Annotated in this window: 12 protein-coding genes; 8 read left to right on the top strand and 4 right to left on the bottom strand. The window is 66.1% G+C overall.

Annotated features, from left to right (window positions below; translation table 11 throughout):
- Positions 1–99: 99 nt before the first annotated feature.
- Entirely contained in the window at positions 100–801 is a 702-nt protein-coding gene (locus ACTJLD_RS04710; protein WP_060194282.1) for a flavin reductase family protein, read from the bottom strand.
- A gap of 227 nt (positions 802–1,028) precedes the next feature.
- Here ACTJLD_RS04710 and ACTJLD_RS04705 point away from each other — a divergent pair, with 227 nt between their 5' ends.
- Together ACTJLD_RS04705 and ACTJLD_RS04700 are read left to right on the top strand one after the other, a co-directional pair.
- A complete protein-coding gene (locus ACTJLD_RS04705) occupies positions 1,029–1,355 on the top strand; it encodes a thioredoxin family protein (RefSeq protein WP_006485487.1) in 327 nt (108 codons plus the stop codon).
- Positions 1,356–1,365: 10 nt separating this feature from the next.
- The gene (locus ACTJLD_RS04700; RefSeq protein WP_059696117.1) at positions 1,366–1,785 is read left to right on the top strand and encodes a secondary thiamine-phosphate synthase enzyme YjbQ; all 420 of its coding nucleotides are present in this window, start codon (positions 1,366–1,368) and stop codon (positions 1,783–1,785) included.
- A gap of 65 nt (positions 1,786–1,850) precedes the next feature.
- Here ACTJLD_RS04700 and atsR read toward each other — a convergent pair whose 3' ends face one another.
- From atsR to ACTJLD_RS04685, 3 genes are read right to left on the bottom strand one after another with little or no spacing between them, the layout of a single operon-like run.
- Complete coding sequence (gene atsR / locus ACTJLD_RS04695) at positions 1,851–3,671, bottom strand: hybrid sensor histidine kinase/response regulator AtsR (protein WP_333997909.1); 1,821 nt, start codon at positions 3,669–3,671, stop codon at positions 1,851–1,853.
- Positions 3,668–4,171 (bottom strand): molybdopterin-dependent oxidoreductase, encoded by a 504-nt coding sequence (locus tag ACTJLD_RS04690; RefSeq protein ID WP_027789933.1) that lies wholly within the window; start codon positions 4,169–4,171, stop codon positions 3,668–3,670. Before ACTJLD_RS04690 ends, atsR begins: the two co-directional genes overlap by 4 nt.
- Before the next feature lie 49 nt (positions 4,172–4,220).
- On the bottom strand, positions 4,221–5,093 hold the full coding sequence (locus tag ACTJLD_RS04685; RefSeq protein WP_027789932.1) for a response regulator: 873 nt from the start codon (positions 5,091–5,093) through the stop codon (positions 4,221–4,223).
- Positions 5,094–5,451: 358 nt separating this feature from the next.
- Between ACTJLD_RS04685 and ACTJLD_RS04680 the strand changes: the two genes are divergently transcribed.
- The 6 genes from ACTJLD_RS04680 (at position 5,452) to ACTJLD_RS04655 (ending at position 12,920) form a co-directional block, all read left to right on the top strand.
- Positions 5,452–6,039 carry a tetratricopeptide repeat protein gene (locus ACTJLD_RS04680; RefSeq protein WP_091925279.1) on the top strand — a complete coding sequence of 196 codons (588 nt, stop codon included), beginning with the start codon at positions 5,452–5,454 and terminating at the stop codon, positions 6,037–6,039.
- Between the two features lie 120 nt (positions 6,040–6,159).
- The gene (locus ACTJLD_RS04675) at positions 6,160–6,987 is read left to right on the top strand and encodes a hypothetical protein (RefSeq protein WP_027789930.1); all 828 of its coding nucleotides are present in this window, start codon (positions 6,160–6,162) and stop codon (positions 6,985–6,987) included.
- A 116-nt stretch (positions 6,988–7,103) separates the two neighbouring features.
- Positions 7,104–8,138 carry a hypothetical protein gene (locus ACTJLD_RS04670; protein WP_440658148.1) on the top strand — a complete coding sequence of 345 codons (1,035 nt, stop codon included), beginning with the start codon at positions 7,104–7,106 and terminating at the stop codon, positions 8,136–8,138.
- A 398-nt stretch (positions 8,139–8,536) separates the two neighbouring features.
- The gene (locus tag ACTJLD_RS04665) at positions 8,537–11,614 is read left to right on the top strand and encodes an ATP-binding protein (RefSeq protein WP_440658147.1); all 3,078 of its coding nucleotides are present in this window, start codon (positions 8,537–8,539) and stop codon (positions 11,612–11,614) included.
- Between the two features lie 119 nt (positions 11,615–11,733).
- On the top strand, positions 11,734–11,922 hold the full coding sequence (locus ACTJLD_RS04660) for a hypothetical protein (RefSeq protein WP_081066157.1): 189 nt from the start codon (positions 11,734–11,736) through the stop codon (positions 11,920–11,922).
- A gap of 338 nt (positions 11,923–12,260) precedes the next feature.
- On the top strand, positions 12,261–12,920 hold the full coding sequence (locus ACTJLD_RS04655; RefSeq protein WP_059696104.1) for a response regulator: 660 nt from the start codon (positions 12,261–12,263) through the stop codon (positions 12,918–12,920).
- Positions 12,921–12,982 lie beyond the last annotated feature (62 nt).

The raw sequence follows: 12,982 nt of genomic DNA, 5'->3' as shown, positions 1-12,982 counted from the left end.
GGCAGTACGAGGCGGTGCGGGGGCGGCGTAGCCGCGTCGATACCGCCGGTGGAGGCACGACGACGCGCCTGGTTTACTGCCATTACGCCGGGTGCTTCGTTACCGTCCGGCGCCGGTCAACATGCCCGCTTCACGCGAACGCTCGATATCGGGGCTGCGATACGCGCGCTCCGGAATCTCCGCGAGCCGCGACGCATGCACCTGCCGCGGCGCCAGCCCGTAGAACTTCTGGAAGCTCATGATCAGCGGCGACCATTTGTCCGGATCGATGCGGTCCGCGTGGCCTTCCATCAGCAGGTCGGGATGCACGTGCACGCGCTGGATGCGCAACTCGAACACGCGGATGTGGCCGCGCAGGTCCGGCGCCTCGTCGCCGATCCCGTGCGCGGCCGCGACGACCGCTTCCATGTGCACCGGGCATTCGAGCGCGCGCGGCGGCGCGACGGTTTGCGACGCGGTTGCGGTGAGCCCGGCCGTGCCGAACTTGTCGGGCTCGAATACGTAGCCTCTCGCGCGCTTCCCGTCGGGCACCGGATGCGTGCCCGTCGTGCGCGCGATCCGGTCGACCGCGTCCGCCTGCGCCGACGACGGCAGGTTCAGCACGCATTCGCCGGTGCGCAGCAGGTTGCGGGTGGTCTGCGAGCTGGCGGCGATGCCGATCACGCCGCGCCAGCCGAGCCAGAACGCGGACGAGATCGGCGCGAGATTGGGCGTGCCGTTTTCGTTCAGCGTGCTGACAAGCACGACGGGCGTGCCGAAATAGAGGATGTTCGGTTCGGTGACGCAATGCGGCGCATTCATGGCGGGTGCCCTCGGTGACGAATCAGTCCGCATGCTGATCCTGTCGCGGCGGCGCGGCGCTCCGAATCTTGTCGTGTCATTCCGGAGGGGGCGCAGGCGGCGTGGGCGCCGCAATGGGCAGGCCGGCATCACGCGCGCTTTTCCGCTAGAGTAGGAAATCGCAGGCCGCGACCGCCGCACCACGCACGCGGGCGCGGCCACGTTCCGCCAACGCACACGAGGGCCCGATGGATACCGAGCAACGCTACACCGCCAATGCACCGACGCGCGCGGAAGTCGACGCACTGGGCGGCGCAACCGTCATCGAATTCGGCGCGAACTGGTGCGGGATCTGCGCAGGCGCGCAGCCCGCGATCACTGCGTCGTTCTCCGCGCATCCTGCGGTGCGGCACCTGAAGATCGAGGATGGCCCGGGCCGTCCGCTCGGCCGCTCGTTCGGCGTCAAGCTGTGGCCGACGCTGGTGTTCCTGCGTGACGGTGTCGAGGTCGCGCGCGTCGTGCGTCCGGCCGACGCGAAGCAGATCGAAGCCGACGGCTTCGCCGCGCTCGCCTGAGGTCGCCGAGATGCAACAGGCCATCACGCACATCGGCGTCGACACGCGCGGCAGCGGCCTCGTCGAATTCACGCCGCAGGTGCGCGCATTCGTCGACCAGCAGGCGATCCGCACCGGCCTGCTCACGGTGTTCTGCCGCCATACGTCGGCGTCGCTGCTGATCCAGGAGAATGCGGATCCGTCGGTGCAGCGCGATCTCGAACGCTACTTCGCGACGCTCGCACCGGAGGACGCCACGCGCTACGAGCACGACACCGAAGGGCCCGACGACATGCCCGCGCATCTGCGCACGGCGCTCACGCAGGTACAGCTGTCGATCCCGGTCGAGCACGGGCGCATGGTGCTCGGCACGTGGCAGGGCATCTACCTGTTCGAGCATCGCCGCGCCGCGCACCGGCGCGACATCGTGCTGCATCTGATCGGCGAATGAGTCTCTACGGGTGACGTCGCGCGCGGCTCGCAATGCGGTGCCTGTGCGCACACGGCATCGCGGGCTTACGCGAGCAGTTTGTCGACGAGCGCACCGAGTTCGCGCAGGTGGACGGGCTTCGGCAGGAATGCGTCGAATACCCGCTTGTTTTCGCCCAGCGCAGCCGATTCATATGCACTGACGCCGAGGATCGCCGGATGCCGGCCGTCGTCGTCGGGTTGCGCCACCGCGCGAATGCGCCGTGCGACGTCGAAACCGCTCAGGTCCGGAAGCTCGAGATCGAGCACGACGATGTCGTAGCGGCTCGCACCGAAGCGCGCGACGCCTTCCTGCCCGGTGCTGCACAGATCGACGTCGATGCCGAGCGCCGACAGCATCGCGCCGAGCGTTTCGCGTGCGTTGTCGTCGTCGTCGACCACCAGCGCGCGCCGGTCGCGGTACGCGGCCGCGTGCGGCAGCGCGGGCGCGTCGCCGGCCGCATTGCCGGCGGTGTCGATGCCGGGCACTTCGGCCGGCAGCGTCACGACGAACTCGCTGCCTTCGCCCACCGTGCTGCGCACGTCCACATGCCCACGCAGCGTCGTCACGATTTCGCGCACGACGGCGAGCCCCATGCCGATTCCGTCCACATGCAGCCCGACCGCGTCGTTCGCGCGATAGAACGGCTCGAAGATCTTCGACAGGTGCTGTTTCGCGATGCCGGCGCCCGTGTCGCGCACGGCGATCTTCAATTGCTGGCCGGCCGGCGCGTCGGCGAGCGTGATCGACACGTCGATCGAGCCGCCAAGCGTGTACTTGACCGAGTTCTCGATCAGGTTCGACAGCACCTGGCGCAGCAGCTTGCGATCGGAGCGGATCGCGAGGTCGTGCGGCTCGACTCGCTGCGTGACCGTGATCCGCCTGGCCGCGATCTTCTCGCGCAGCGGGTCGAGCACCTCGGCGAGCAGCGACGCGATGCCGACGGTTTCCCGCTCGGCGAGGCGCTTCGTCGAGCGCAGCTTGATGTAGTCGGTCAGGTCCTTGACGAGCGCTTCGAGGGACAGCGCTGAATTCTGCAGCCGCCGGATCGTCTTCAGGTTCGCGTCCGACTGCGGGCGCGCGAGGAGGATCTCGACCGATCCGCAGATCGCCTGCAGCGGCGTGCGCAACTCATGGCTGACCATCCCGAGGAATGCGTTCTTCGCCTCGATCATTTCGAACGCGCGATCGGACGCCTTGCGTTCCGCGTCGAGCGCCGCGTCCTGCCGTTCGAGCAGGTCGTCACGCGTGCGCATCGTATAGAACAGCAGCAGGAACAGTGCGCAGAGGATCACGCCGAGCACGATGCCGAGGATCAGGATCGCGCGCTGCTTTTCCTTCAGCTGATGGAACGTGAAGTCGCGCTGCGCCATCTCGATCGCGCGGAAATAGTTCGCGAGGCCGTTGACCTTCGGCCAGTACGCGTTCACGTCGTCGATCACCTGCCGTGCGCGCTTCGGCGAATCGCGCAACGGCGGTATGTCGCGCTTCAGGCGCGTCATGAATTCGCCGAGCGCATCGATCTCGTTGCGCGCGCGCGGGATGCGCAGCCAGTATTGGGACACTTCCGACGGCCGCTGCAGAAAGCCGAACGACACCGACAGGCTGTCGAGCTGCATCTGGACGTGATTGAAGTCGTCGTCCTCGTGCGTCGCGTAGAGGATCAGTTGCCGGTCGAACCGCGTATAGACGTTCCGGTATTGCGCGGCGGTCCAGAACACGCCTTCGCGGGGCCCTTCGAGTACGCCCTCGTTGACCGAGGTGGCGAGGAGGTCCCACAGCAGGAACGCCCACGCGGCGAACCCCATGATCCACAGCGAGCCGAGGACCAGGATGATTTTTCTATTTTTCCATCGCCCGCGTTTCATTTCACCGTCAGGCCGATGATCTGCCACGCGAACTTGGCTTCGCCGAGCGGCGTCTTCAGTTCGTCGGGATACTGGTCGCGCGGGTACATGATCCACAGCGGGCCATAGTTGTCGTTGTCGAGCACCTTGCCGTTCATCGTCCGCGCGAGGATCACGCCGTAGCGGTCGGCGTCGGACACGGGAATCGTGAACGTGTACTCGTCGATGCAGCGGAACTCGATCTGCGTGCCGTGCGCGCCGACGGTCTTCAGGATGTCGGACAGGCGCGGACCGGTGAAGGTCGCCTTCGGCGTCCAGCTCGTCGACGTGACGATCGTGTGCTGGGGCAGCGCCATCAGTGCCTGTTCGGAGAAGACGTAGGCCGTCTTGCCCGGCTGGTTGTGCCTGTCGATCTTGCCGTCGACGGTGAACGTGAACGACGAGGCGGCCCACGCCGCGGCGGCCATGCCGAGCAGGCAGGCCGTCAGCAGGCTCTTGGTCCAGATGGTCGGAATTCGCATGTCATTCCCTCGGTCTTGCCGCGTGGTGTGGTGGCTTGTGTTTCCGGTCTCAGTTCGCGGCGGCCGCGGCCGGCAGCGTGATCTTCAGTTCGCGCGCCACTTCGGCGAACAGGATCGGCAGGCGCACCGGCTTTTCCTCGCAGCGCGCGTTGTAGTGCGACACGATGTGCGCGATTTCGTCTTCGCTGGCTTCACCGGTCGAGATCTTGCCGGTCAGCAGGAAGATCGGCGCGCCGCTGTTCTCGCTCGAGCGGATGCCGCGCACGAGTTCGGCGGCGGTCTGGTCGCCGAGCATCCAGTCGAGGATGTAACCGTCGAAATCCTCTACCTCGAGTGCCTTGCGGAACGATGCGCCGTCGAAGTACGGAATCGCGTTCACGCCTTTTTCGATGAAATATTCACATACGGTTTCGGCGACGTCCTGCGAATCGTCGACCACGGCGATCCGCGCCGCATACACGTTCGGCTGGGACGAGCGCAGCTCGATCACGTCGACCGGATACGTGCGGCCCTCGCGCGCGTGCTGACGCTCGGTGATGAGCCACTCGCCCTGCCACTGCAGCGCGACGAAGTCCGTCTCGATCTGGCTGCTGGCCTTGGTCGAGATCGCGGCGCGGCAGCGAAAGCGCCGCGACTCGATCACGAGCGTCGCGTCGATCATCTCGGCGGCGGCCGGCTGCGTGCCCTTGTCGTCGAGCAGGATCGCGGGCGGCACGCCGAAATGCGTCGCGATGTCCTGCAACTGCGACAGGTTCCACGGGATCAGGCCCTTCATCTTGCGGGTGACGACAGAGAAGCTGAGGCCGAGCACGTTCGCGATCGTCGTGTTGTGACTTCGCGGCGGAATGCCGTTCCGGTTCAGTAGGTCGCGCACCTTGTTGGCGGTGATCAGATCGACGTTGGCCTGCTCGCTGTTGGACATCTCGATGGGGTCTCCAGGGGTTTTGGCGAGGGAGAGCATATCAAAACTGACGTGACACGCAAACTTTGAAAAAGCGAATCACCTTGACATGCTGTTTTTCTCCATTATTATTGCTCACCACGTCACCTTTGTTTGTCGCGTCATGTTTGGAGATCGCAGCCGGCGGGAGCCGGTACAACGAAAAGCGACAACAATGAAGCGGTGACTGAACGATTCGAAGAGAGAACCTGAGAGAGCCTTGGGGTGCGTGTCGGCGTCGACGGATTGTATCCGTTGCGCCGCGCGCCGCCGGGTGCGAGCTCACGGGGGTGAAAGGCTCGAAGAATTGCGGCGCCAATAAAACTTGAGGAAAGTACCAATGTTCCGCCGTCTACTCGCACCGGGGCTGCTGTTGCTGTTGGCCGCGTGCGCGCAGGATCCGTCCGTCACCGGCAACACGGTGCGGATCTGCGACGACACAGGTTGTTTTTACCGCCCGAAAGATCAGGTCTCCTATCAGAAAAAGGACGATTCGGAAGACCGGGAAGATCCGCGCATCGCCGCGTTGAAGCAAACCGCGAAGACCCAGCCGAAGGCCGCGTACGACCTCGGCCTGCGCTACTTCCGCGGCGACGGCGTGCGCCAGGACAGCTACCAGGCCCTCAAGTGGATGCGCGAGGCCGCCGAGCGCGGCGACCTGCAGGCGCAGAAGGCGCTCGGCAGTTTCTACCTGTTCGGCCTCGAGGAAATGGGCTCCGACGCGCGCGAAGCGGAGAAGTGGCTGTCGATCGCGGCCGGCCGCGGCGACAAGGAGTCGAAGAAGCTGCTCGACCTTGCACGCAAGGCCAAGAAGGAAGACGAAGAAGACTGGAAATGGCGCACGCAGTGGCGTGACGTCTATTACGGCTACTGGTACTCGGGCTATCCGTACTACGGCGTCTGGCAGCAGACGTACTGGTACTACTGACCGGGCCTGAAGCAACGGGGGCAGCAGCGGGGAGACCACCATCGCGCGCCAGCCGGGGGGCTTATCGAAGTTCGCACGAACACATAAGCCGAACAACGACTCTAATCGATCGACAACGACATGAAGACCAACCTTTCCCAACGTCTCACTCAAGGTGCGCTGGTCGCAGCGCTTTGCGCGTCCGTGGCGGGCTGCGGCGGCATGGTGACGCCCGGCGGTCAGAACGCGGGCGTGACCGGTGCCGCCGCGGGCGGCACGAGCGCCGGCGCCGATACGGGGCTGCAGCGCTGCGCGTCGCCGCTCGGCACGATCGCGGTCGACGACGGCCGCAATGCCGACTGGTGGGGCCCGTTCGGCAGCGCGACCAAGATGACGACGATCGACCCGCTGCTGCGCCTGGCCGTCCAGCAGTCGAACTGCTTCGTGATCACGTCGATCGGCAACCAGAAGAGCGACGCGCGCCTGTCGCGCATCACGCAGCTGCAGCGCAACTCGGGCGAATACCGCGCGGGCTCGAAGCAGCAGAAGGGCCAGCGTGTCGCGGCCGACTACTACATGGAACCGCAGATCGTCATCAACGATTCGCCGATCGGCGGCATCGGCAGCATGATCGGCGGGCTGATCGGCAACAGCGCGGTGGCGGCTGTGGCCGGCCACCTGCAGACGAAGGCATCGGTCGTCACGCTGACGCTGTTCGACGTGCGCTCGGCCGTGCAGATCGCGGCATCGGAAGGCAGCTCGACGGCGACCAACTACGGTGCCGCGCTGGGCGGCTTCGGCGGCGGCGTGGGCGGTGCGCTCGCGGGCTTCTCGTCGACGCCGGAAGGCAAGGCGACGGTCGTCGCGTTCATCGACGCGTACAACAAGATGGTCGTCGCACTGCGCAGCTACAAGGCGCAGGACGTCAAGGGCGGCCTCGGCCGCGGCGGCCAGCTGCAGGTCAACTGACGTTGACCGGCCCGCGGCGCGCCGCGGGCCGATTTCCGATTCGAGACTGTCCGTACGCGTGGTGTGATTCCGCGCGTACCGGCTTCGCTCATCTTTTTTGCTTCGAGGTGACCCCGATGAAAGCCGCTGCATTGATCGCATTGACCTGTCTGGCGCTGACCGCTTGCGGCGGCGACGACAATTCCTCGCCCGCCGCGTCCGGCGGATCGGGGACGAGCAACAACGGCGGCACTGGTGGCACAGGCGGTAGTGGAAGCGGCGGCAACGGCGGCAGCGGTGGCTCGGGCAGTTCGGGCGGTTCGGGCGGTTCGGGCGGCGGCACGATGACGTGGCGCTACGACGCGCAGCCGACCGCGGCGGATCAGGCGAGTTTCCTGACGCTCCTCAACAGTGAAGGCGCAAAGGGCTACCGCTATCTGGGCGACTATTACTACAACGCATCCAGCGGCGGTTCGCGCTCGATCTTCGTGAACGACGGCACCGCGCAGACCTACACGTACCAGTTGCAATCCACGCCGGGCGACTGGACGACGTTCCTCAACCAGGCCAACACGCAGGGCACGAACGGCTATCGCTACGAAGGGCCGCTCACGTACGGCTACCTGTATCGCAAGGATGGCGGTTCGTCGGCCACCTACACGTACACGACGACCGGCCTGCCTGCCGACCCGAACGCGTTCCTCACGCAGGCGAACGGCCAGGGCCAGTCGGGCTACTGGTTCCTGGGCCCGATGGTGATCGGCTCGGTACAGGCGAACGTGTACATGAAGAACAATGCGTCGGGCGCGACCTACACGTACGACGCCCTCGCGCCGACGACGAACGTCAGCGACTTCATCGCGCAGGCCAACAGCGAAGGCGCGAAGGGTTATCGCGCGAAGGGCGGGATGCTGTTCGGCAGCACGATCTCGTGGGTCTACGTGAAGGACCAGACGCAATCGCCGACCTTCACCTACCAGTCGGCCGCGATCCAGTCGACCGGCGCGAGCTTCGTGCAGCAGGCGAACGGTTTCGGTGCGCAAGGCTCCGCTTACCTGAGCGATATCGCGCTCGGCACCACGCCGCCGATCGTGACGGCATCGTTCTATTTCAAGCCGACGAACTGCACGGGCTTCCTGTGCACGACGCTCAATCCGCTCACGCAGAACTGAGCGGGCGCTGCCGGCACAACGGCGGTGCGCGGGCGATCCTGCCGGGTCGTTCCGCGCGGGTCGAATCGGGTGCCTCGGTGCGTCGCGAGATTCGTTGACGCATCTTTTGCCGCCGGCTTGCCGGCGGTGTTTCATTTCGGGCGTGCCTCCCGCGATTCGATGAAGCAACCTGTCCGGACGGACAGGTGCGCGACACACGATTCCGCCGTCGAGTTTCGTTCAAGTTCAAAACCATCATTCAAACAAATAGGACGTGTACTAAAAGGATAATGCACGCCTGATTTTCGCAGTGTCGTTTGGCATGATCGGGACATCGCTATCCCGATTGTTTCCATCGTGACGTCCATCCGCAGGGGATCTGCTGCAGGTCCGCGCCCAGGGCTCCGTCACGCCGAGTCATGTCATACAGCACGCTTCAGTCCATTCGCCGCTACCAGAGCATTTCGATGTTCGGGGGCGGCATCGTCGTCACGATCCTGATCCTGATCGCCTGCGGGCTCGGGATCACGTCGATCGTCTACGGCTATCTGGACGGCGAGCGGCGCAATTTCCTGAACGGTGTCGAGGAAGCCTCGGACGAGATACAGGTGGCCGAGACGTCGTTCCGCAACGGCGTCACGAATACGCAACTCATCTGGCGAGAGATCGGCGCGGCGCCGGCCGACGTCGTGCACACGTTCTTCGCCGACGGCCAGCAGCTCGCGATCAAGCCGTATCCGTCGCTCGTGGTCGGCGTGCCGGGGCAAACGGCGCAGCGCGACGAGGTCGCGCGCTATCTCGCGTTGTCGTTCCTGCTGTCGCGCATCTGCGCGGCGAGTTCGCTCAATCGCGGGCGCACGCTCGAGGGTTACCACTACAGCACGCGCACGGGCGTCTTCGGCCTCGTGCCGCACCTGACGCGCGACAATCCCGCACTGGCGTCGGCCGGCGCACGTGCGCACGTGCTCGATGCGTTGCGCGTCGATTTCGACGGCTCGCCGCCGGCCCCGAACGACGGTCGGCCGAATGTCCGCTGGCTGCCGCCCTACGTTAACCCCGTCACCGGGCAGGTGCGCATCCGCGTTGCCGCCGAGGCGCGCGCCGCCGGCCAGCCGTTCGCGGTGCTGGTCACCGAATACGCACCCGAATACCTGCTGTCATGGCTGCCCGGGCGGGCCCTGGCCGGCACGTTCTTCGTCACGTCGGCGGACAACCGGCTGATCGCGATCGATCCCGACGTCGAACGCACGAACGCACTCACCGAGCGCTTGTTGAACCTCGATGTCGCGCATCGTGGCGCCGTGTCCGCCGAGCCGCTCTTTCGCGACGGCGCGATCGTGTTCAGCAGCAAGCTCGCGGCAACCGGCTGGACGATCGCCTATGCGCTGTCGTGGGGCGACGTGGTGGCCGGCATCGGCGTGCAGGCCGGCGCGCTCGCGGCGTCGACCCTCGTTGCGATCGTCGTGATGTGGTTGCTGCTCGTGCGCTTTCACCGGCGCGTGCTTGTGCCGGTGTATGCACGCTCGGCCCGCGTGTTCGACAGCGAGGCGCTGTGCCGCAGCGTGATCGCGATGGCGCCGGTCGGCATCGGCCTCGTGTCGCTGTCCGACCGGCGCGTGATGCTCGCGAGCGACGCGCTCACGCAGATGCTGCTGCCGCATGAAGGCGATCACCATGCGCTGTCCGCGCAGGTACTCGAGAAGTACGACGCGTTCGTCGCGAACGGCGGGGCAGGCCGGACGATGACGACCGAACTCATGCTCGACGCACGCGGCGATGCGCCGCTGCACCTGGAGGTCATCGCGCACAGCGCACGTTATCAGGGCGAGGACGTGCTGATTGCGACGTTCGCCGACACGAGCGCGCAGCGCCGCCTCGTTCGTCAGCTCGAGGAAGCCGTGCGCGCGGCCGATTCGGCAAATGCGGCCAAGTCGTCGTTTCTCGCCGCGACGAGCCATGAGATCCGCACGCCGCTCAACGTGATCCTCGGCAACCTCGAGCTGCTCGAGCGCACGGCGCTCGATGCATCGCAGCAGAGCCGCGTGCGGACGTTGCGCGCGTCGGCCGAAGGGCTGCTCGCGATCGTCAGCGACGTGCTCGATTTCTCGAAGATCGAAGCTGGCGCGATGTCGGTCGAGTCGATCGAGTTCGACGTGATCGCGGTGATCGAGCGCGAGCTCGCGGCCTTCGCACCGGTCGCAAAGGCAAAAGGGTTGTCGCTGTTCGCCGATATCGATGCGAGCGGCGCGCAGCGGATGCGCGGTGATCCGACGCGGCTCGCACAGGTGGTCGGCAACCTGTTGAGCAACGCGATCAAGTTCACGAGCGACGGGCGTATCGTCGCGCGCGTGGCGGTCGGGCGGAGTGCGCGTGGTGCGCCCGAGATCGCGATCGGCATCGAGGATACCGGCATCGGGATCGACTTCGCGCAGCAGAACAGGCTGTTCAAGCCGTTCTCGCAGGTCGACGCATCGATCACGCGGCGCTACGGCGGCACGGGGCTCGGGCTCGCGCTGTGCGATCGGCTGGTCGCGGCGATGGGCGGCACGATTTCGGTCGACAGCGCGCCGCGTGTCGGCAGCCTGTTTACCGTGCGCTTGCCGCTGCGCGCGGGCATTGCGCCGAAATCCCCGGCCGGCGCGGGCGCCGGCCAGACGCTGATCGTCGTGTCGCCGGAGGACGCGTGGCGTGCGTTTGCATTTCCCCATCTGCGGGCATGGGGTTTCGACGTCGCGATGCATCCGAGTCCGATCGGGATTGCCGCCGGGTGCCTCGCGCGTGCACACGCGATCGTGCTCTTCGGCGACTCCGACCAATGGCGGCGCGAGGAGCTCGACAGTCTCGGCGGGGAGACCCCGGTCGTGCTGGCTACGCCGGACGGCCCGCTGCAGCCGGATGTCGCGGGCCGGACGATCCGCGTGTCGAGTTATTCGCTGAACGGGCTGTGCATGGCGATCGCGCAGGCGCGAGTCGCTACCGCCGAGTCGCCGCGCGGGCCGGGGCGCGCGACCGATTTCTGGCAGCCGTTGTTGCCGGCCTCCAGTGCGCGTGTGCCGCGTGTGCTGGTGGCCGACGATGCGGCGGTCAACGGGTCGATTTTCCGCGAGCAGCTGGATGTGCTCGGTTGCACGGTCCGGTGCGTGTCGTCCGGCGGCGCGGCGCTCGACACGCTCGCGAACGGCACGTGGGACGTGCTGCTGCTCGGTGCCGACCTGCCCGACATGTCGGCCCGGGAACTGGCGGAAGCCGTTCATGCGCGCGCCTTGCCGTGCGACATGATCGTCGTGGCATCGCATCTGGCGCCCGACGATGCCCGGCGCTACGCGGCATCGAACGTCGCGTGCGTGTTGACCAAGCCGGTGACGCTGGCCGACCTGCGCCGCGGCCTCGTACGCATCGCGCGGCGGCGCGGGATCGTGTTGCCCGCGGGCACGGCGGACGGGCGGCCTGCTTCGGGCGTAATGGCCGCTGCGGCGGCACACTGGCCAGGACGATAGAAATGGTGGCGCATCGGCGACGTAGATCGCCTGCGTCAGAACAGGGAAGGCAGACACGCCGCATTGCTTCGATGCCGCGTGAATTCGACTGAAGAAGGAAGGGTAAGGCAGTGCGCTATATGGGAAAGGTGTTCGGGCTGCTGCTTGGATTCGCGACGTTGCCGGAGAAATCCCGACGGGATTTCCTGACGAAGCTGAACGAATTCATGATGATGTCGCCGTCGCAGAAGCGGCGGGCCATCACCGAGTGGCAGCACGCCGCGGATGACAGGTCTGGTGAGCAGGACAAAACCGCGGTCAAGCATTAGGGCGCGGCTTCGGCCGCCTTGCGGGACGGGATGGATCGACGGCGTGGGGGCGCCGCCGATCGGACGTGCATGGGCGGCGGACTCTCGACGGTTCGGCCCGTAACGTCACGCCGGGCGCGTCTGCGTGCGTGATGGCTTGTGCGTCGGATCATGGCGGGTACAGGCCGGCACGCCGGATCGCAGAGCCGCCGCGGAACCCGTCTATTATCTTAAAATTACGCTGCGCACCGCCGGGTTCGCCGAACGCCGCGACGCGACCGTGTTGCGGGACCGATTCAAGTCCCGGCGCGTCGCACAACATGGCACGTCAGGCCGCGTGTATCGGGAGAAGAAGATAAATGGATGAATTTTTTGTGCGAGTGATGGTGGCGGACGATCATCCTTCGTCCGCACTCGGAATGTCGCAGGCGCTCGCGGGCAGCAGCACGATCAAGCTGCTCGGCACTGTCTCGAATTCGACCGATCTCGTGGCGATGCTCGACGAGCAGCAAAGTGACGTGCTCGTCGTCGACTACGTCATGCCCGGCGGCAAGTATGGCGACGGTCTTTCACTGCTGTCCTTCCTCCAGCGTCGCTACCCGGCACTTCGCCTCGTGACGATCACGATGATCGACAACCCGAGCGTGCTGCTCGCGATCCAGAAGCAGGGTGTCGGGTGCATCCTGAGCAAGTCCGATGCGATTTCGCATCTGGTCGGCGCGGTGCATGCGGCTTTCGTCGGTGCCAATTATCTGTCTCCGTTCGTCAAGAAGCTGCTGGAGGATTGCCAGCCGTCGGCGGGTGTCCGCACGCTGACCGCCCGCGAGATCGAAGTCGTGCGGCTTTACGGGGCCGGCCTGACGGTCGGCGAGATCGCCGTCCAGCTTCATCGCAGCAAGCAGACGATCAGTTCGCAGAAATCGAGCGCGATGAAGAAGCTCGGTATCGTTCGCGATGCCGATCTGATTCGCTACGCGAGCGAGGGCCATCTGCCCGACTTGCCCGAGGCCGGTGCATGAACGGCGCCCGGCGGACAGTACCGAGTGACCCGGACAACGCATGACGCGGTGCCGGTGCCGAG

The sequence above is a fragment of the Burkholderia sp. 22088 genome (genome assembly GCF_052045915.1).
GTDB classification, from domain to species: Bacteria; Pseudomonadota; Gammaproteobacteria; order Burkholderiales; family Burkholderiaceae; genus Burkholderia; species Burkholderia cepacia.
The sequence above is the reverse complement of the archived record's forward strand: the minus strand, read 5'-3'. Positions and strand labels throughout refer to the sequence as shown.